This window comes from Streptomyces sp. NPDC048664 (genome assembly GCF_040650555.1).
Classification (GTDB): Bacteria; Actinomycetota; Actinomycetes; order Streptomycetales; family Streptomycetaceae; genus Streptomyces.
The window spans coordinates 32660-51517 of record NZ_JBEZHK010000028.1 but is presented as its reverse complement, the minus strand read 5'-3'; the positions used below and the strand labels follow the sequence as shown (position 1 = coordinate 51517).

Below are 18858 nucleotides of genomic sequence, written 5' to 3'. Positions count from 1 at the left end.
ACAAAAGCGCCTCGCCCGTCCGTCCAAGGGAGGGCGGGGCACCCCGTCGTACGGAGAGTGAGGGGACCTCATGGACCAGGCGCCCGGCAGCCCGCCGCAGGGCCCGCCGAACCAGGAGCCGCAGGGCTCGCGTGAGCTTCCGGTCTGCTACCGGCATCCGGAGCGCGAGACCGGCATCCGCTGCACCCGCTGCGAGCGGCCCATCTGCCCGGAGTGCATGGTCGACGCCTCGGTCGGCTTCCAGTGCCCGGACTGCGCCCGGACGGGCGGCCCCGGTGGTGCGGGCGCCCTTGGCCGCTCGGCGGCAGGCGACTCCCGGCCGCGCACGATCGCGGGCGGCACCGTGACCGCCGATCCCCGGCTGATCACCAAGATCCTCATCGGGATCAACCTCGCCGTCTTCCTGGTCCAGCTCTCCGTGGGCGACGACTTCACCAACCGGTTCGACCTGGTCGGACGGGTGCAGTGGACCTACTACGGTCCGCTCGACGGCGTCGCGGAGGGCCAGTGGTACCGGCTGCTGACCGCGATGTTCCTGCACCTCAACTATGTGCACATCCTGTTCAACATGCTCAGCCTGTGGTGGATCGGCGGCCCCCTGGAGGCGGCCCTCGGCCGGGCCCGCTACCTCGCGCTCTACTTCGTCTCGGGGCTGGCCGGCAGCGCGCTCACCTATCTGCTCGCGGGCCCCGCGCAGCCCTCGCTCGGCGCGTCGGGCGCCATCTTCGGGCTCTTCGGGGCCACCGCCGTGCTGATGCGACGGCTGCGCTACGACATGCGCCCCGTCATCGCGCTGCTGGTGATCAACCTGATCTTCACCTTCGGCTGGGGCAACATCGCCTGGCAGGCCCATATCGGCGGACTCGTCGGCGGTGTGGTGGTGGGCTACGCCATGGTCCACGCCCCGCGGGAGCGCCGGGACCTGGTGCAGTACGGGGTGTGCGCGCTGGTCCTCGCCGTCGTCGTGATCATGACGGTGGTCAGAACGTCCCAGCTCACCTGACCGGCACCCCCATCACCTGATCGGCCGATGCGCACAGGCCGTAGCCCAAGGTTTTACCCAGCGTTGTCCACAGTCCTCGGGGCGGGATGTGCATGCACGGGAACACAAACGGGCCCCCTGTCACCGTCTGGAGTTTTCCCAGGTGGGACAGGGGGCGAACAGGTTTGCGGAGGCTGGTGATTCCGTCATACCGGCGTCAACGCCCAACGGGTTATCCACAGATCGTCGTTCTTTTTCCACCGGTTGACGCCTCTGTGGACAAGGCTGTGGATAACTCAGCGTGGAGCCGTGGGCGGAGCCGGCCGCGCAGGGGTGCGGTGCCCTACTTCCACTGGGTGGAGACGCCGAACCCCGCCGCGATGAACCCGAAGCCGACCACGATGTTCCAGTTGCGCAGGGCATGGATCGGCAGCGAGCCGTCGGTCACGTAGAAGGTGACGATCCAGGCGAGCCCGATGACGAACATGGCCAGCATCACGGGCGCGACCCAGCCGCGGCTGTTCAGCTTGATGGCCGTCGCCTGCTTGGACGGCGGCGGCGTGTAGTCGGCCTTCTTGCGGATACGTGACTTCGGCACGAGGGTCTCTCCTGTCGATGCGCTGCGTGGCCGCGCAGGGAACTGGTCGGGCTCCGGGGGCGGAGTGCAAGGGGACACGGAACACTCCCCCGGGCGTCCGTTAGCGTAGTGCTTCCGCGGCGCCGAAGGAGATAAGGGTACGTTGAGCAATACCGCCGACTCCCCCGATGAGGGCTCCGTCACCCCCGAAACCGGGTCCCCCGCGTCCCGTACCAGGCGGTTCAGGCCCGGGCACATCCTCACCGCGGGCGTCTTCGCCCTGGCAGGTCTCCTTTTCATCACGAGCTTCAACACGGCCAAGGGCACCAACATCCGCACGGACTCCTCCCTGCTGAAGCTCTCCGACCTCGTGCACGAGCGCAGCCACAAGAACGCCCTGCTGGACGAGTCCGACGCCGCTCTGCGCGACCAGGTCGACTCCCTGGCCAAGCGCACCGGCGGCGGCATCAGCAAGGCCGACGAGGCCCGTCTGACGGCGCTGGAGCACAACGCGGGCACGCAGAAGCTCACCGGCAGGGCGGTCACCGTCACCCTGGACGACGCCCCGCCGAACGCCACCGCGAAGCTGCCCGGCTACCCCGAGCCGCAGCCCGACTACCTGGTCATCCACCAGCAGGACCTCCAGGCCGTGGTGAACGCGCTGTGGCAGGGCGGCGCCCAGGGGATCAAGGTCATGGACCAGCGGCTGATCGGGACCAGCGCCGTACGCTGCGTGGGCAACACGCTGATCCTCCAGGGCCGCGTCTACTCGCCGCCGTACAAGATCACCGCGGTCGGGGACCCGGACAAGCTCCAGCAGGCGCTCGCCGCCTCCCCCGCCATCCAGAACTACATGGTGTACGTCAACGTCTACGGGCTCGGCTGGAAAGTCACCGACGACGGGACGGTGACTCTTCCCGGCTACTCGGGCACAGTGGATCTGCACTACGCGAAGCCCGTGGAGTAGCCCACCGCCCGCCCAGGAGCCGCCGGTGCGCCTGATCGTCCGAACCGTCAGCGAACTGTGCGTGACCGTGGGCGCCCTGATCGTGCTCTTCGTGGTCTACCTCTTGTTCTGGACCGGTGTGAAGGCCGACAGCGCCATGAACGAGCAGGTCGACCAGCTCCAGCGGCAGTGGGCGCGGGGAACGGTGCGCCAGACGGCTCCGGCCCCGGCCCGGGGCACGAACCAGGTCCCGGCGAGTCCCGGCGGGGCACCGGCGCCCTACGCCGCCGGCCGGCCGTTCGCCGTCATGTACATACCCCGCCTCGGTTTCACGTGGAACAAGCCCGTGCTCCAGGACACGGCCGTCTCGACCCTGCGGAAGGGGCTCGGCCACTACACGGGCACCGCGCGGCTCGGCCAGGTCGGCAACTTCGCGGTCGCCGGGCACCGGCGCACCTACGGCGACCCCTTCGAGGACTTTCCCGAGCTCAGGCCCGGCGACGCGGTCGTCCTCACGGACGGGACCACCTGGTACACGTATCGGATCGACAAAGGCCCATACAAAACCGTGCCCACAGACGTTGAAGTAATCGACGCTGTGCCACGTAAGTCCGGGTATACGCGCCCAGGCCGCTATCTGACGTTGACCACGTGCGATCCCGAGTGGGGGCACAGTCACCGGCTGATCGTCTGGGGGCACCTCGATTCCACACAGCCTGTGGAGGCAGGGAAACCGGCGGCGCTGCGCCGTTAGTCTGGTGGTGTACGGCGGGAGTCCGTGCCGTGGTGAGACGGAAGGGTCAGCATGTACGGCTGGATCTGGCGGCATCTGCCGGGCAACGTGTGGGCGAGGGCCCTGATTTCCGTCCTGCTCGTGCTGGCCGTGGTCTACGCGCTGTTCCAGTACGTCTTCCCGTGGGCCGAACCACTTCTGCCCTTCAACGATGTGACGGTGGACAACCAGTGAGCGCGCGCATTCTCGTCGTCGACAACTACGACAGCTTCGTCTTCAACCTGGTCCAGTACCTGTACCAGCTGGGCGCCGAGTGCGAGGTGCTGCGCAACGACGAGGTCTCGACGGCCCACGCCCAGGACGGCTTCGACGGCGTGCTGCTGTCGCCCGGTCCCGGCGCTCCCGAGAACGCGGGTGTCTGCATCGAGATGGTCCGGCACTGCGCGGGCACCGGCGTCCCGGTGTTCGGCGTGTGTCTGGGCATGCAGTCGATGCAGGTGGCCTACGGCGGTGTGGTCGACCGCGCGCCCGAGCTGCTGCACGGCAAGACCTCCCTGGTCGAACACGAGGGCAAGGGCGTCTTCGCCGGACTGCCCTCGCCCTTCACCGCGACCCGCTACCACTCCCTGGCGGCGGAGCCGGCCACGGTGCCCGCCGAGCTCGAGGTGACGGCGCGCACGCACGACGGGATCGTCATGGGCCTCAGGCACCGCGAACTTCCCGTCGAAGGGGTGCAGTTCCACCCCGAGTCGGTGCTCACCGAGCACGGCCACCGGATGCTGGCGAACTGGCTCACGGAATGCGGCGACCACGGTGCCGTCGCCCGATCGACGGGCCTCGCCCCGGTGGTGGGCAGGGCCACGGCGTGACCGCGCTGCGCCCCGAGCGCGAGAGCGGCGCCGCCCAGCGGGGCGCCGCGGAACCCGGACCCCCTTACGGGCAGCAGCCGTACGGGGACGCGGGCGCGTGGCAGCGGGGGCAGCAGGGGCAGGACTGGTCCGGGCAGATGCCCCGGCCCCGGCAGGCGGGCCGGCCCTCGTACGACACGCCGGCGGCCGTCCCGTACGACCACGGCCAGTACGACCACGTCCCGTACGACGACGGTCGGTACGACGACGGCCAGGGGCACGGCTACGGCTACGGCGACCCCGACGCGTACGCCGGCCGTGGCGCGCACGACGGCCACGAGAGCGCACCGTACGGCGGCGCGGCCCACAACGGCCCCGCCTACGGCGGCCCGGCTCACGACCACACGACCTACGACACGTCCTTCCGCGACGCCGCCTTCCACGGCGTCCCGGCCCCCGCGGACAGCGAGACCGTCGCCCTGCGCGTCGCCGACACCGAGGAGGCGCGGGGAGCCGGGCACCGCGCCGGCGGCGCCGCCTCGGCTCCCGGTGGCCGTGCCGAGCGGCGCAGGGCGGCCCGCAAGCACGGCGGCCGGCGTGGGAGCGGACCGGGGACGGCCGAGAACGCCGCCGGCAGGGCCCAGGAGGCGCCCAGGTCCCGGGTGGAGGCCAGAAGGGCGGCCCGCGCCCGCAAGCCCAGCACAGGCGTCCTGATGAGCCGTGTGATCGGCGAGCTGTTCATCACCGCCGGCGTGGTGATGCTGCTGTTCGTGACCTACCAGCTGTGGTGGTCCAACGTGCGGGCGCACGCGGAGGCCGGCAGCGCCGCGCGGCACCTCCAGCAGGACTGGGCGGACGGCAAGCGGGCGCCGGGCGCCTTCGCGCCGGGGCAGGGCTTCGCCATCCTGCACATCCCGAAGCTGGACGTGGTCGCGCCGATCGCGGAGGGCACCAGCAAGACCCAGGTGCTCGACAAGGGCATGGTCGGGCACTACGGAGAGGGCGGCCTGAAGACGGCGATGCCGGACGCCAAGGCGGGCAACTTCGGGCTCGCGGCCCACCGGAACACCCACGGCGAGCCGTTCCGCTACATCAACCTGCTCAAGCCGGGCGACCCGATCGTGGTGGAGACGCAGGACGAGTACTACGTCTACAAGATGACGTCCACCCTTCCGGTGACCTCGCCCGCGAACACGAGCGTGCTCGACCCGATTCCCCAAGGGTCCGGTTTCACCGAACCGGGCCGTTACATCACACTGACCACCTGCACCCCGGAATTCACCAGTACGTACCGGTTGATCGTCTGGGGCAAGATGGTCGAGGAGCGGCCGCGCAGCAAGGGCAAGCCGGACGCGCTTCTTTAACCGCGCACACCACCTGGAACAGACAGGCAGAAGCAGTGGGAGTGACCACCGACCGGGAAGAGTGGACCGGCGCGCCGTCGCCGGGCCCCGGCTCTTCGCCCCGACCCCCCCGTCGCGGCCGCGGCCGCATGGCACAGGCCGTCAGCGTCTTCGGGGAACTGCTCATCACGGCGGGGCTGGTGCTCGGCCTGTTCGTCGTCTACTCGCTGTGGTGGACGAACGTGATAGCGGACCGCAAGGCCGACCAGCGAGGCGACAAGGTGCGCGACCACTGGGCGGCGGAGAAGAACACCGGGCCGGGCGCGCTGGACACCAAGGACGGCATCGGCTTCCTGCACGTGCCGTCCATGCACAACGGCGAGGTGCTGGTCGAGAAGGGCACGTCCACGGAGGTGCTCAACGACGGTGTGGCGGGCTACTACACCGACCCCGTGAAGTCGGTGCTGCCGATGAAGGGCACGACCGGCAACTTCGCGCTGGCCGCGCACCGCGACGGCCACGGGGCGAAGTTCCACAACATCGACAAGGTGCGCAAGGGCGACCCGGTCGTCTTCGAGACGAAGGACGACTGGTACGTCTACAAGGTCTTCGCGATCCTGCCGCAGACGTCGAAGTACGACGTGAAGGTGCTCACCGCCCAGCCGAAGGAGGCGGGCGTGAGCAAGCCGGGCCACTACATCACGCTCACCACGTGCACCCCCGTCTACACGTCGAGGTACCGCTACGTGGTGTGGGGCGAGCTGGAGCGCGTCCAGAAGGTGGACAGCGAGCGGACCCCGCCGAAGGAGCTGAGCTGAGCCGGCCGAGGCGCCGGTGAGCCGGCGGCGGCCCGACGACTGAGCCCCGGCCCCCTCACGGGGGGCCGGGGCTCAGCTCGTGGCCTGCGGCGTCAGGGCCTGCGGGGGGTCACGGCTTGCGGCCGGTCACCCCGCCGAAGAAGTTGACTCCTCCGTTGTCGCCCCCGCCGTTGCCGTTCCCGCCGTTTCCCCCGTTGCCGCCCCCGCCGGCGGTCAGCAGGTTCACCGCGCTGCCCTGCTGGACCTGCGCGCCCGGAAGCGGGTTGGAGCCCACGACGATCGCGTTCGGGTCCTGGGAACCCTGGACGTTGCCGACCTGCAGACCGGCCTGCTGGAGCAGGTTGCGGACGTCCGAGAGCTTCTGGCCCTGGATGTTCGGCACCTGCACCTGGCTGGGCTGGGCCTGCTTGCCGATCTGGATGGTGACCGTGGAGCCCTTCTTGACCTGGCTGCCCGCCGCCGGCGAGGTCTGGAGGACCTTGCCGACCTGGTTCGGGTCGCTGGTGTCCGCGTCGGAGCAGGCGCCCGTCAGGCCGTTGGCCTGCATCTGCTGCTTCGCCGCGTCACAGGACTGGCCCGTCACGTCCGGCACGGTCGACTGCTCGACGGCCTTGGAGACCGTGAGGGTGATGGTGGAGCCCTTCTCGACCTCCTTGCCGAACTTCGGGTCCGTCTCCAGCACCGTGTTCGGCTCCTGCGAGGACTCCTGGGCCTTCGTGACGACCTTGAACTGGTAGTCGTCGCCCTCGAGCTTCCGCGTGGCGTCGTCCGCCTTCTGGCCCACGACATCCGGGACCGACACCTTCGGCGCACCCGTCGACACCACGAGGTCGATCGCGGTGTTCTTGGCGACCTCGGTCTGGGCGGCGGGGTCCTGGGAGCAGACGTTGCCCTTCTGCTGGTTCTCGCAGGGCTTCCTGCTGACCGTGCCGACCTTGAGCTCGGCGTTGGTCAGCTGCTGCCGCGCGTCGCCCAGGCTCGTCCCGACGAGGTTGGGCACCGGGGCCTTGCCGTTGTCGGCGCCGTGGCCGCTGAACATCCACTTGCCGATGAGGATCGCGCCGAGCAGCACCAGCACACCGGCGATGACCAGCAGCACCGTGGAGGTGTTCGACTTCTTGGGGCGGCGGCGGGCCGACCTGTCGTCGTAGCCGTAGCCGCCGTCGTCCTGGTTCATCGGCGGCAGCATCGTGGTGGCGGCGCCACCGCCGTCCGCGCGCAGGGCCGTCGTCTGCTGGTCGTCCGGGTAGCCGCCGTAACCGCCGTAGCCGACCGAACCCATCGCCGCGGTGGCGGCGACCGGCTGGCCGTCGAGGCAGGCCTCGATGTCGGCGCGCATCTCGTCCGCGCTCTGGTAGCGGTAGTCCGGGTCCTTGACCAGCGCCCTCAGCACGATCGCGTCCATCTCGGGCGTGATCTCGGGGTCGAAGACGCTCGGCGGCTGGGGCTCCTCGCGGACGTGCTGGTAGGCGACCGCGACCGGGGAGTCCCCGACGAACGGCGGGCGCACCGTCAGCAGCTCGTACAGCAGGCAACCCGTCGAGTACAGGTCCGACCGGGCGTCGACCTGCTCGCCCTTCGCCTGCTCCGGCGAGAGGTACTGGGCCGTGCCGATGACCGCCGCGGTCTGCGTCATCGTCATCCCGGAGTCGCCCATGGCGCGGGCGATGCCGAAGTCCATCACCTTGACCTGGCCGTTGCGCGTCAGCATGACGTTGGCCGGCTTGATGTCACGGTGGACGATGCCGCTGCGGTGTGCGTACTCCAGGCCCTGGAGGATGCCGATGGTCATCTCCATGGCCCGCTCCGGCAGCAGCTTGCGGCCGCTGTGGAGAAGCTCACGCAGTGTGGACCCGTCGACGTACTCCATCACGATGTACGGGATGGAGACCCCGTCGATGTAGTCCTCACCCGTGTCGTACACCGCGACGATCGCGGGATGGTTGAGCGAGGCGGCCGACTGGGCCTCCCGGCGGAACCGGGCCTGGAACGACGGGTCGCGTGCGAGGTCCGCCCGCAGCGTCTTCACCGCCACGGTGCGGCCGAGCCGGGTGTCATGTGCGAGGTAGACCTCCGCCATGCCACCACGGCCGAGCACCTGGCCCAGCTCGTACCGGCCGCCGAGGCGACGCGGCTCTTCCATAGCTTCCTACCAGCCCTCTCCGTCGTTCCGGACCACACCCGCGTGTGGTCCGGCGGTGTGCTGTCCGGGCATACGCTACCCGGATCGCCGAGTGTGACCTGGTCGCATCCGCCACCCGATACATGACCGGTATCGCAACGTGCACCGATGGGAAGAGGACGTGACAGGGGTCACTTCTTGCTGTTGATGACCGCCTCCATGACGTCCTTCGCGATGGGGGCGGCGAGCCCGCCACCGGAGATGTCGTCCCGGTTGGCCTTGTCGTCCTCGACCACCACGGCGACCGCGACCGGCGAACTGTTGTCGGGGAGCTTGGCGTAGGAGATGAACCAGGCGTACGGCTTCTCCTTGTTGTTCTCACCGTGCTGCGCGGTGCCCGTCTTGCCGCCGACGACGGCGTTCGGGATCTGCGCGTTGGTGCCCGTACCGCTCTTGACGACCGTCTCCATCATCGACTGGAGGATCTGGGCGTTCTTCTCGGACAGCGGCCGGCTCAGCTCCTCGGGCTGCGTCTGGGTGAGCGTGTCGAGGCTCGACGCCTCCAGCTTGTCGACCAGGTACGGCTTCATCAGCTTGCCGTCGTTGGCGACCGCCGAGGCGACCATCGCCATCTGCAGCGGCGTCGCGGCCGTCTCGAACTGCCCGATCGAGCTCAGGGCCGTGGACGGCTGGTCCATCTTCTCGGGGAAGTTGGAGGCGACGGCGCGCACCGGGACGAACTGCTCGGAGTCGAAGCCGAACTTCTTCGCCTCGGCCAGCATCTTGTCCTTGCCGAGGTCCGCGCCGATCTTGCCGAAGACGCTGTTGCACGAGACCCGCAGCGCCTCCCGCATGTTCACGTTCTTGCAGGCGATGCTGCCCTCGTTGTTCAGCGGGGTCGTGGTGTGCGGGAGGATGTACGGCACCGGCGAGTTCGTCGGCTGGTCGGCGCTCGTGTACAGCCCGTTCTCCAGGGCCGCCGAGGCGGTGACCACCTTGAACGTGGAGCCCGGCGGGTAGGTCTCGCGCAGCGCCCGGTTCAGCATCGGGTTGCTCGGGTCGTTCTCCTTCTGGAGCTTGGACCACGCCTTGGAGTCGGTGGTCGTGGAGTTGCCCGCGAAGGTCGACGGGTCGTACGAGGGGTAGGACGCCAGCGCGAGGATGGCCCCGGTCTGCGGGTCGAGCGCCACCGCGGCGCCCTTGCCGCCGACCTTCTTCAGACCGTCGTAGGCGGCCTTCTGGGCGGCGCCGTTGAGCGTGGTGACGACGTTGCCACCCTGGCGCTCCTTGCCGGTCAGCATGTCCAGGGTGTTGCGGAAGAACAGCCGGTCGTCGTCGCCGGTCAGGATGCCGTCCTCGATGCTCTCCAGCTGGTTGGCGCCGAACGCCTGCGACGCGTAGCCGGTGACCGGCGCCCACATGGCGCCGTCCTTGTACGTGCGCTTGTACGCGAAGTCGTTGAGGCTGTCCGGCGGCGTCTTCACCGACCCGGTGATCGACTTGCCGTCCACGATGATGTCGCCCCGGGGCGCCGCGTAGCGGGCGATCTGCACCCGGCGGTTCTTGGGGTCGGTGCGCAGGCTGTCGGCCTTGACGTACTGGAGCCAGTTGTCGCGGACGAGCAGGGCGAGGACGAGGAGCCCGCAGAAGATCGCGATCCGGCGCAGGGGCTTGTTCACGGGCGGACCACCTGGGTCATCTCGGCGTCGGGGTTGGAGGCGGGGGTGGGGGCGGGCCGTCTCGCGGTGTCGCTGATCCGGATGAGGATGCCGATCAGCGCCCAGTTGGCGATGACCGACGAGCCGCCGTACGCGAGGAACGGCATGGTCATACCGGTCAGCGGGATGAGCCCCATCACACCGCCGGCGACCACGAAGACCTGGAGCGCGAAGGCCCCGGACAGGCCGACGGCGAGCAGCTTGCCGAACGGGTCGCGCGCGGCCAGGGCGGTGCGCACACCGCGCTCCGCGATCAGGGCGTAGATGAGCAGCAGCGCCATGATGCCCGCGAGGCCCATCTCCTCGCCGAAGGTCGCCAGCACGAAGTCGGAGTTGGCCGCGAACCGGATCTGGTCGGAGTGCCCCTGCCCCAGGCCGGTGCCCAGCGTGCCGCCGGAACCGAAGGCCCACAGGGCCTGCATGGCCTGCTCGGAGTGGCCGGCGACGCCCTGCCGGCTCAGCTGGTACTCCTTCACCGGGTCGAGCCAGGCCTGGACACGCTGCTGCACGTGCGGTTCGAAGGAGGCCACACCGACGGCGCCGGCCCCGGACATCAGCAGACCGAACACGATCCAGCTGGTCCGCTCGGTGGCGACGTACAGCATGATGACGAACATTCCGAAGAACAGCAGCGACGTACCGAGGTCGGTCTCGAAGACCAGGATGAGGATCGACATCGCCCAGACGACGAGGATCGGGCCGAGGTCCCGGCCGCGGGGCAGGTAGAGGCCCATGAAGCGGCGGCTGGCGAGGGCGAGCGCGTCCCGCTTGACCATCAGGTAGCCGGCGAAGAAGATCGCGAGGACGATCTTGGCGAACTCACCGGGCTGGATGGAGAAGCTGCCCACGTGGATCCAGATCTTGGCGCCGTAGATGTTGGCGCCGAGGCCCGGGACCAGGGGCAGCAGCAGCAGGACCAGCGCGCCGACCATGGAGATGTAGGTGTAGCGCTGCAGGACCCGGTGATCCTTCAGGAAGACCAGCACGGCGACGAACAGCGCGATGCCCAGGGCGGTGTACATCAGCTGGCGGGGCGCGGCGCTACCGGCCTGCTTGATGGACTGCAGCAGTTTGGACTGGTCCAGGCGCCAGATGACGACCAGGCCCAGCCCGTTCAGCAGCGTGGCCAGCGGCAGCAGCAGCGGGTCGGCGTACGGCGCGAACTTCCGTACGACCAGGTGGGCCACACCGGCCAGCAGGCCGAGTCCGAGGCCGTAGCTCAGCAGGCCGGGCGGCACCGTGCCGTTGATGGCGAGGCCCACGTTGGCGTAGGCGAAGACCGGGATGACGACGGCGAACACCAGCAGGGCAAGCTCGGTGTTGCGGCGGCTCGGCGCGCCGATCGCGCCGATCGTGGACGTGTGATGCGTCGACGTGTTCGTACTGCTGCTCATGGTGTGACAGGGCCCCTCACGGCTTGCTCACTGCTTGCCGCACAGTGGGACGACCTTTTGCTCTTCCTCCGAGAGACGCGGGCCGGGTGTGGGCGAAGGTGCGGTCTGGGTCTTGGACGGGGACGCCGACGGCTTCGGCGACTGTGTGGCCTTTGACGGCGACGAGGTGTTCGTGGTTCCCGTGGCGGGCTTGGAGCTGTTCTTGGCGTCCGCGTCCTGGCGCTCGGTCTCCTTCTTGCACGCCGACGCCTGGACGGCCAGCTCCGCGACCTTCGTCCGGGCCGCGCTCAGGCCGCCCTCCGTGATGGTCGCCTTCACCTGCTTCTGCTGGTACGAGGGCAGGTACTTGAGTTCGATCTCGGGGTGGTCCGTCTCCACCTTCGACAGCGACAGCCAGGCGAGGTCCTGGCTGATGCCCTGGTACAGCGCCACGTGCTCGCCGTTGGCGCCGACGTAGTACTGCGTCTGCGTCCACCGGTAGGCGCCGTAGCAGCCGCCGCCGATCAGGGCGAGCACCAGGACGGCGAAGAAGGATCTCTTCAGCCACCTGCGGCCGCCCCGGGGCTTGACGAAGTCCTCGTCGGTGTACGTGTCGAAGCTGCCCGACGGCACGTAGCCGGTGGTGTCACCGCTGCCGGGCGGTCCGAACTCCCCGCCGCCGCCCTGCTCGGGCACCTGGCGGCCGAGGCCGGAGGCGCGGCCGGCGGGCGTCTGCATGATGCCGTTGTCGTGCAGGTGGTGCTGGTTCTCGGCGACCGCGCCCACCACGACCGGGGTGTCCGACAGATGGGCGGCCAGGGTGTCCCCGGTGTCCAGGTCGAGCACGTCGGCCACGATGACCGTGATGTTGTCGGGGCCGCCGCCGCGCAGCGCGAGCTGGATCAGCTCCTGCACGGTCTCCTGCGGGCCCTGGTAGCTGGCGAGGGTCTCCTCCATCGTCTGGTGGGAGACGACCCCGGACAGCCCGTCGGAGCAGATCAGGTACCGGTCCCCGGCCCGCACCTCGCGGATGGACAGATCGGGCTCCACGTGTTCCCCGCTGCCCAGCGCCCGCATCAGCAGGGAGCGCTGCGGGTGCGTGGTGGCCTCCTCCTCCGTGATGCGGCCCTCGTCCACGAGCCGCTGCACCCAGGTGTGGTCCTGGGTGATCTGGGTGAGGACGCCGTCGCGCAGCAGATACGCGCGGGAGTCGCCGACATGGACGAGGCCGAGCCGCTGACCGGTCCACAGCAGGGCGGTGAGCGTGGTCCCCATGCCTTCGAGCTGGGGGTCCTCCTCGACCATGACCCGCAGCTGGTCGTTGGCGCGCTGCACCGCCGTACCGAGCGAGGTGAGGATGTCGGAACCGGGCACGTCGTCGTCCAGCGCGACGATGGTGGAGATCACCTCGGAGGAGGCGACCTCGCCGGCGGCCTGGCCGCCCATCCCGTCGGCGATCGCGAGCAGCCGCGGACCGGCGTAACCGGAGTCCTCGTTGCCCTCGCGGATCATGCCTTTGTGCGATCCGGCGGCGAAGCGCAGTGACAGACTCATGCGCACCTCGCCTGTCGGCTCCGGGTACATCCGCACGGTGCCCACCCTCCGGTCGGGAGCGCGCCGGGGCCCGGGAGGTGGGCCGCCACTGCGTGCTCGCTCCGCTCGCTCATTGTCGTACTACTTCCGCAGCTCGATGACGGTCTTGCCGATGCGGATCGGCGCACCCAGCGGTACCGGGGTGGGAGTCGTCAGCCGGGTCCGGTCGAGATACGTGCCGTTGGTGGACCCGAGGTCCTCGACGATCCACTGGCCGTCCCGGTCGGGGTAGATCCGGGCGTGCCGACTGGAGGCGTAGTCGTCGTCCAGCACGATCGTCGAGTCGTGGGCGCGGCCCAGCGTGATGGTCTGGCCCTGGAGCGCGACCGTCGTGCCGGTGAGGGAGCCCTCGGACACGACGAGCTTCGAGGGCGCGCCGCGGCGCTGGCGGCCACCGCCGCCGGACTGCTGCCGCTGCGGCGGGGGTGCCGCCTGCTGGCGGGCGGTCTGCTGCGGCCGGGCGGCCTCTCTGCGCGCCCCGCGCTGTGTGACACGTGTTCCGAACAGGTCACTGCGGATGACCTGCACGGCCACGATCACGAACAGCCACAGGACGGCCAGGAAACCCAGCCGCATGACCGTGAGGGTCAGCTCTGACATTGCCCCCGCTTCACCCTTCGGCTTGCCGGTAAATGATGGTGGTGCTGCCCACGACGATCCGCGAGCCGTCGCGGAGCGTAGCGCGGGTGGTGTGCTGCCCGTCCACCACGATGCCGTTGGTGGACCCGAGATCCTGGATCGTCGAGGGCGTGCCGGTCCGGATCTCACAGTGCCGGCGCGAGACGCCGGGGTCGTCGATCCGCACGTCGGCCTCGGTGCTGCGACCCAGCACCAGGGTCGAGCCGGAGATCTGGTGGCGGGTGCCGTTGATCTCGACCCAGTGGCGGGTGTGCGTGCCGCCCGCGGCCGGTCCCGAGGGCCGCCTGCCGTAGGGCGAGGAGGCCCCGCCGGAGGGGGGCGCGCTGGGCATCGGGGGCGCTCCCGCGGGTGCCGCGGCAGGCGGGTAGCCGTAGCCACCGGATCCGGCGCCGGGGCCGCTCTGCCGCCCGGGCGGGGCGGAGGAGGGCGCCTGCTGGCCGGTGGAGGAGGCGAGCGTGCGGCTGCGCACCCGGTACAGACCGGTGTCGAGGTCGTCCGCCTTCTCCAGGTGGACCTTGATGGGGCCCATGAAGGTGTAGCGCTGCTGCTTGGCGTAGTCCCGCACCATGCCCGCGAGCTCGTCGCCGAGCTGGCCCGAGTAGGGGCTCAGCCGCTCGTGGTCGGGCGCGCTCAGTTCCACGATGAAGTCGTTGGGGACGACCGTGCGGTCCCGGTTCCAGATGGTCGCGTTGTTGTCGCACTCGCGCTGGAGCGCGCCGGCGATCTCCACCGGCTGGACCTCGGACTTGAACACCTTGGCGAAGGTGCCGTTGACCAGGCCTTCTAGACGCTGCTCAAATTTCTTCAGGACTCCCATGGGGCACCTCCTCCTTCGCTGCCGTCCTGCGTACCGCTCTGTGTACTGCCCTGTGTGCCGCTCGCCCGATACTGCTTACTGATCGTATCCACGTGCCGGAAAATCGGCTGGTTCCCCCTGTCGGCTCTGTCGACGGGTTGTCGACGCCTGCGGAGTTCCCTGCGGACGGCCTCTTCGAACGCGTCCCCGGCGTACTCCTTCGACGTACTCCTGGCATGGATCGTAGAGGGGGCTGATGACCAGTGTCCCGCACCTGGCTGTGGTCCCCGCCCTCTCCTGTGGAGATGAGCCTGACCGGTACGAGGTTGATACGTGAACAGACACGCGTCGAGACGGTTGTGGCAAGGGACACGTACCGGGCCGGCCGGGTCGGGCAGGGGGTGGCGCGGGGTGGGGGAGCGAGGGGTCGTGGAGGCGGGGGAGGGGACGGGCGGAACGGGCTCCCCGGGTCCGGAGCGGACCCGTCCGCTCCGGGGTCCCGCAGGTCAGGGTCCTGGCTGGTGGGGCCGGGGTTCCAGGGGCCCCGGGGAAAGGGATGTGAAGCCGTCCTCGTCAGCGTGCTAATGTTCTGCATGTCGGAAGGCGCCAGCACCGCAAGGGGCGGGAGTCGGAGGACACACCCAATGCGCGGGTGGCGGAATAGGCAGACGCGCTGGATTCAGGTTCCAGTGCCCGCAAGGGCGTGGGGGTTCAACTCCCCCCTCGCGCACAGAGGGACACCGATGAAGGTGTCCTGATAGCACCGAAGAAACGGGCTGATCGTAATAACGATCAGCCCGTTTCTGCATGCCCCGGCACGTGGGCGGCGCTGTGATGGTTCTTACATGCGTGGCTGCCCGGCGGCGAACGATGAGGCGAGATCCCAGACAGAGCCGCTCAGTGCGGCGAATCGGCTCTCAGGGTGACGGGTAGGCCGGCGGGGACACGGTCAGGCCAAGTTCTCGCAATGCCGATCTCGCGGCATTGTGGCCGCACATGCCGTGCACGCCCGCGCCCGGTGGCGTCGCCGCCGAGCACAGGTAGACGCCGGGGATGCCCGTTGCGTACGGATCGAGGGCGGGGCGTGGGCGGAAGGCGAGCGAGGCGAGGGAGTTGGCGCCGGTGAGGATGTCTCCGCCGACATAGTTGGGGTTGTACGCCTCCAACTGGACAGGGGAGCGGGTGGACAGGCCGACGACGCGGTCGCGCAGTCCAGGGGCGTACTGCTCGATCCGGTCCAGGACGGCGGCCGTCGCGTCTCCGTCGTAGCCGTGTGGGACGTGCGCATATGCCCAGACGGGGTGGATGTCGCCGGCCGACCGTCCGGGGTCAGCGAGGTACTGCTGGGCGACCAGAACGAAGGGGCGCCGGGGCATCCGTCCGCGGGACGCCGCCTGTTCGGCCTCCGCGATCTCCTCCGCGGTTCCGCCGAGGTGGACGGTGCCCGCCTTGCGGCACGCATCGGCACGCCATGGCACGCCGCCCTCCACCGCCAGGTCGACCTTGTACGCGGCGGGCCCGTGCCGGTAGCCGGTGTAGGCGCGTCGGATGCGGGCGGGAAGACGGGGACCGCACACCCCCGCTGCCGCGTGGGGAGCCAGGTCGAGCAGGATCGTGCGGGCGGGGGGAAGGTCTCCCAGGGAACGAACGGGGGTGCCTGTTTCGATGGTGCCGCCCAGTTCAACGAGACGGGCGGCGAGCGCGTGGGCGATGGCCTGAGAGCCCCCACGGGCGACGGGCCAGCCGTGCCGGTGCGCGGCGGCGGTGAGCATGAGTCCGATGGCGGAGCTGCCCGGGGCGGCGAGCGGCTGCAGCGCGTGGGCGGCGATGCCTGCGAACAGGGCACGGGCCGCTTGGCCTCGCCATCGACGCAGGGTCCACTGCGCAGGTTGGGCTGCCACAAGCCCGAACCTGCCCGTCAGGACGGGGTGACGGGGCAGCCGCGCCAGGGGGCGCATGAGGTCTTGGCTCAGGGCGTCGTAGTGAGTGGTCAGGGGTGCGAAGAGACGACGCCAGGCCGGGCCGTCGACGCCGAGACCCCGCACGGTCGCGGCCAGATCGTGCTGGAGCACGGCCGCGTGGCCGCCGTCGAGGGGGTGGGCGAGGGCGGTCTCGGCGTGCTCCCAGCGCAGTCCGTGGCGTTCGAGACCGAGGGTGCGCAGGTAGGGCGATGCGACGGCCATGGGATGCACCGCGGCGCAGTGGTCGTGGAGCAGGCCGGGCACGGTGACCTCGCCGCTGCGTGTCCCGCCGCCGATGGTGGCGGCGGCTTCCAGGACGGTCACGGAAAGGCCCGCCTGGGCGAGCGTGACGGCGCCCGCGAGGCCATTCGGCCCCGCTCCCACGACGATGGCGTCGGCGGTCACCGTAGGGCGCCCTTGGTGTACTGGAACCAGCGCAGGTATCCCGGGGCGGGAGATCCCAGGCCTGTGGCCTCGTCGTAGCCGCGGTGCGCGGGCAGGCCGAAGTCATGGCCGAGCGTGTAGAGGATGTAGCGCTGGGCGCCGGTGGAGGTGTCGGTGTCGGGGCCCTCGTCGCGGACCACGGTGAGGGGCGAGGATCCGGCGTTCGCGGGCCGGTCGGTGACATCGTGGAAGACCTGGGTGCGGGAACCGGAAAGTGCGTACAGGAGCGGGTTGGCGAAGCCGATCCGGTGCCCGGAGGCTTGTTCCGCGTCGGCCTGCAGGGCGGCGAAGGCGGGGGCCGCCGCCGATGTGCCGCCGAATCCGATGAGGTGGAAGGTTCCGGCGTCGGTGAACCCGACCAGTACGGGCAGTGCCCCGTCACCCTCCATCGCGACGTCGGGAGTCGTGCGGTGCCCGGTGTCGCCGGTGCCGCGGTCGCGCTGGTACCAGGGCTGCGGGAAGTCGCTCGCGCCTCCGCCGCCGCCAAAGGCGAAGACGCCCGGGATGGGTCCCCAGGGTCCGTTGCCCTTGTCGGTGCGGATGGACAACTCGTCGCCCATGCTGGTCTCCCAGGCGTAGTCGCCGTGCCGGTCCAGGGCGAGGGTGGTGCCACCGACCGAGGTGACCCACGGGGAGCCGCTGGGGAAGGCGGCCTGGGCGCGGGTGGTCTTCGGGTCGCAGTTGACGCCGGTCAGAGCTGCCTGGGGCGAGGAGTCGCCGCAGTCACCCGCCGCGAAGTAGACCCCGATGCCTTCGGCGGCGGCCTGTTGGAAGAGCAGGTTCCACGCGGCGACCAGGGCAGGGATGAGGTGCCCTGGGGCGGAGTGGATGATCTCGGCCCAGGAGTTCGAGATGACGTCCGCCCGGCGGCCGTCGATGACGTACGACTCGGCGTTCATCAGGTCGTTGTCGAGGCAGGAGTTCGCACCGACGTAGAGGACGTTCGCGTCCGGGGCGAGGCCGTGGGCGAGGTCGATGTCGAGAGCCTGCTCGCCGGCCCAGGTGCGCGGAGGCGCGCACGCGTCGCCGATCTGCCACTGGGAGGGGGTGACCTGCTCGCGGTACTGGCCCGGCCGGAAAGGACGGTCGCCGGTGGCGCGGGCGTAGCGGGCGGTGTCGGCGGCCATGTCCGGCGATCCGTAGGCGTCGACGACGGCGACGGTGGCGCCGCGGCCGGTGGCGCTGCCCCCGCCGCCCGCGCCGTAGGCGTGGCGCAGCTGGGCGGGGGTGTAGGGGCAGGGCGCGTAGGTGGAGGTCCTGCCGTATGCCTCAGGCAAGTTCGTGGCGGGCTTCTGCCCGAAGTGGCCGGAGCAGACGGCACCGTCGGCGGGTACGTCGAGGGCGGCCGCCGGGGTGGACAGCGGGCGGGCCGCGCCGGGGAGGGACAGGCCGGTGACACCGAGTACGGCGGAGCCGAGGGAGGCGGGCACGCTGAGGTCGGCCGAGGGAGCGTCGATGGTGTCGCGTCCGGTGCGGTAGCGATGCAGGCTCGTGCCGAAGGCCTGCCGGACGGCGCGGGCGGGGCCCCCGATCCTCAGATAGTGGGGGGTGCGGCCGGTGACGGTGAACCCGGACCTGGCCAGCCATGCCGTGACGGTCTGGATCTGACGGTCGGCCGGGCCGAAGCGGCGCTGGTACTGCGCGGGGGTGAGGAAGTGCCGGTAGTGCGGGCTGCGGGGGTCGGTGACATCGCGCAGGAACGCCGCCAGGCCTCGCGGGTCACGGGAGTTGAGGTAGAGCCGTGCGCTGACGCGGCGGTCGCCGGGCACTGATCCCGCGTCGGCGGTCGGCGTCGCGTAGGCGGGCCGGGATCCCATGAGCGGATGCCGGTCGGCGGCGTGGGCGGTGGGCAGGAACCCGGCGGTGCACAGCAGGGCGGCACAGGAAGCCGCGACCACCGAGCCGCGCAGACGGCGCAGCGGGCGTATGGGGGCATGGAGGGGCACAGGTAAGACCTTCTGGTGA

Annotated in this window: 16 protein-coding genes and 1 tRNA gene; 8 read left to right on the top strand and 9 right to left on the bottom strand. The window is 70.2% G+C overall.

The features are described from left to right. Positions 1-70: 70 nt before the first annotated feature. Complete coding sequence (locus tag AB0C59_RS26505) at positions 71-1003, top strand: rhomboid family intramembrane serine protease (RefSeq protein WP_363008798.1); 933 nt, start codon at positions 71-73, stop codon at positions 1001-1003. A gap of 322 nt (positions 1004-1325) precedes the next feature. Here AB0C59_RS26505 and crgA read toward each other — a convergent pair whose 3' ends face one another. Continuing rightward, positions 1326-1580 carry a cell division protein CrgA gene (gene crgA, locus AB0C59_RS26500; RefSeq protein WP_363008796.1) on the bottom strand — a complete coding sequence of 85 codons (255 nt, stop codon included), beginning with the start codon at positions 1578-1580 and terminating at the stop codon, positions 1326-1328. Between the two features lie 142 nt (positions 1581-1722). Here crgA and AB0C59_RS26495 point away from each other — a divergent pair, with 142 nt between their 5' ends. The 6 genes from AB0C59_RS26495 to AB0C59_RS26470 are packed head-to-tail and all read left to right on the top strand — an operon-like array spanning position 1723 to position 6247. Continuing rightward, positions 1723-2526: a DUF881 domain-containing protein gene (locus AB0C59_RS26495; protein WP_363008794.1), complete on the top strand. Its 804-nt coding sequence runs from the start codon at positions 1723-1725 to the stop codon at positions 2524-2526. A 25-nt stretch (positions 2527-2551) separates the two neighbouring features. After that, positions 2552-3259, top strand: coding sequence for a class E sortase (locus tag AB0C59_RS26490; protein WP_363008792.1), 708 nt, complete (start codon positions 2552-2554; stop codon positions 3257-3259). Positions 3260-3310: 51 nt separating this feature from the next. After that, positions 3311-3472 carry a hypothetical protein gene (locus AB0C59_RS26485; protein WP_363008790.1) on the top strand — a complete coding sequence of 54 codons (162 nt, stop codon included), beginning with the start codon at positions 3311-3313 and terminating at the stop codon, positions 3470-3472. Beyond that, positions 3469-4107, top strand: a complete 639-nt coding sequence (locus tag AB0C59_RS26480; protein ID WP_363008788.1) for an aminodeoxychorismate/anthranilate synthase component II — start codon at positions 3469-3471, stop codon at positions 4105-4107. The genes AB0C59_RS26485 and AB0C59_RS26480 overlap by 4 nt, the downstream gene beginning before the upstream one ends. Further along, positions 4104-5450 carry a class E sortase gene (locus tag AB0C59_RS26475; RefSeq protein ID WP_363008786.1) on the top strand — a complete coding sequence of 449 codons (1347 nt, stop codon included), beginning with the start codon at positions 4104-4106 and terminating at the stop codon, positions 5448-5450. The genes AB0C59_RS26480 and AB0C59_RS26475 overlap by 4 nt, the downstream gene beginning before the upstream one ends. Positions 5451-5485: 35 nt before the next feature. Next, a complete protein-coding gene (locus AB0C59_RS26470) occupies positions 5486-6247 on the top strand; it encodes a class E sortase (RefSeq protein ID WP_363008784.1) in 762 nt (253 codons plus the stop codon). Between the two features lie 109 nt (positions 6248-6356). On the opposite strand, the gene pknB is transcribed toward AB0C59_RS26470, so the two are convergent. The 6 genes from pknB to AB0C59_RS26440 all read right to left on the bottom strand — a co-directional run bounded on the left by pknB (position 6357) and on the right by AB0C59_RS26440 (position 14509). Then, complete coding sequence (gene pknB / locus AB0C59_RS26465) at positions 6357-8390, bottom strand: Stk1 family PASTA domain-containing Ser/Thr kinase (RefSeq protein WP_363008782.1); 2034 nt, start codon at positions 8388-8390, stop codon at positions 6357-6359. 170 nt (positions 8391-8560) lie between these two features. After that, a complete protein-coding gene (locus tag AB0C59_RS26460; RefSeq protein ID WP_363008780.1) occupies positions 8561-10048 on the bottom strand; it encodes a penicillin-binding protein 2 in 1488 nt (495 codons plus the stop codon). Next, positions 10045-11481, bottom strand: a complete 1437-nt coding sequence (locus AB0C59_RS26455; protein WP_363008778.1) for an FtsW/RodA/SpoVE family cell cycle protein — start codon at positions 11479-11481, stop codon at positions 10045-10047. The genes AB0C59_RS26460 and AB0C59_RS26455 overlap by 4 nt, the downstream gene beginning before the upstream one ends. Before the next feature lie 27 nt (positions 11482-11508). Next, the gene (locus AB0C59_RS26450) at positions 11509-13014 is read right to left on the bottom strand and encodes a Stp1/IreP family PP2C-type Ser/Thr phosphatase (RefSeq protein WP_363008776.1); all 1506 of its coding nucleotides are present in this window, start codon (positions 13012-13014) and stop codon (positions 11509-11511) included. A 120-nt stretch (positions 13015-13134) separates the two neighbouring features. After that, positions 13135-13653, bottom strand: coding sequence for an FHA domain-containing protein (locus AB0C59_RS26445; protein WP_363008774.1), 519 nt, complete (start codon positions 13651-13653; stop codon positions 13135-13137). A gap of 10 nt (positions 13654-13663) precedes the next feature. After that, positions 13664-14509 (bottom strand): DUF3662 and FHA domain-containing protein, encoded by an 846-nt coding sequence (locus tag AB0C59_RS26440; protein WP_363008772.1) that lies wholly within the window; start codon positions 14507-14509, stop codon positions 13664-13666. A 625-nt stretch (positions 14510-15134) separates the two neighbouring features. On the opposite strand from AB0C59_RS26440, the gene AB0C59_RS26435 reads away from it, so the two are divergent. Then, positions 15135-15218: transfer RNA gene (locus tag AB0C59_RS26435), tRNA-Leu, on the top strand. Positions 15219-15405: 187 nt separating this feature from the next. Here AB0C59_RS26435 and AB0C59_RS26430 read toward each other — a convergent pair. Further along, on the bottom strand, positions 15406-16854 hold the full coding sequence (locus AB0C59_RS26430; protein WP_363008770.1) for an NAD(P)/FAD-dependent oxidoreductase: 1449 nt from the start codon (positions 16852-16854) through the stop codon (positions 15406-15408). Continuing rightward, positions 16851-18839 carry a protease pro-enzyme activation domain-containing protein gene (locus tag AB0C59_RS26425; RefSeq protein ID WP_363008768.1) on the bottom strand — a complete coding sequence of 663 codons (1989 nt, stop codon included), beginning with the start codon at positions 18837-18839 and terminating at the stop codon, positions 16851-16853. Before AB0C59_RS26425 ends, AB0C59_RS26430 begins: the two co-directional genes overlap by 4 nt. Positions 18840-18858 lie beyond the last annotated feature (19 nt).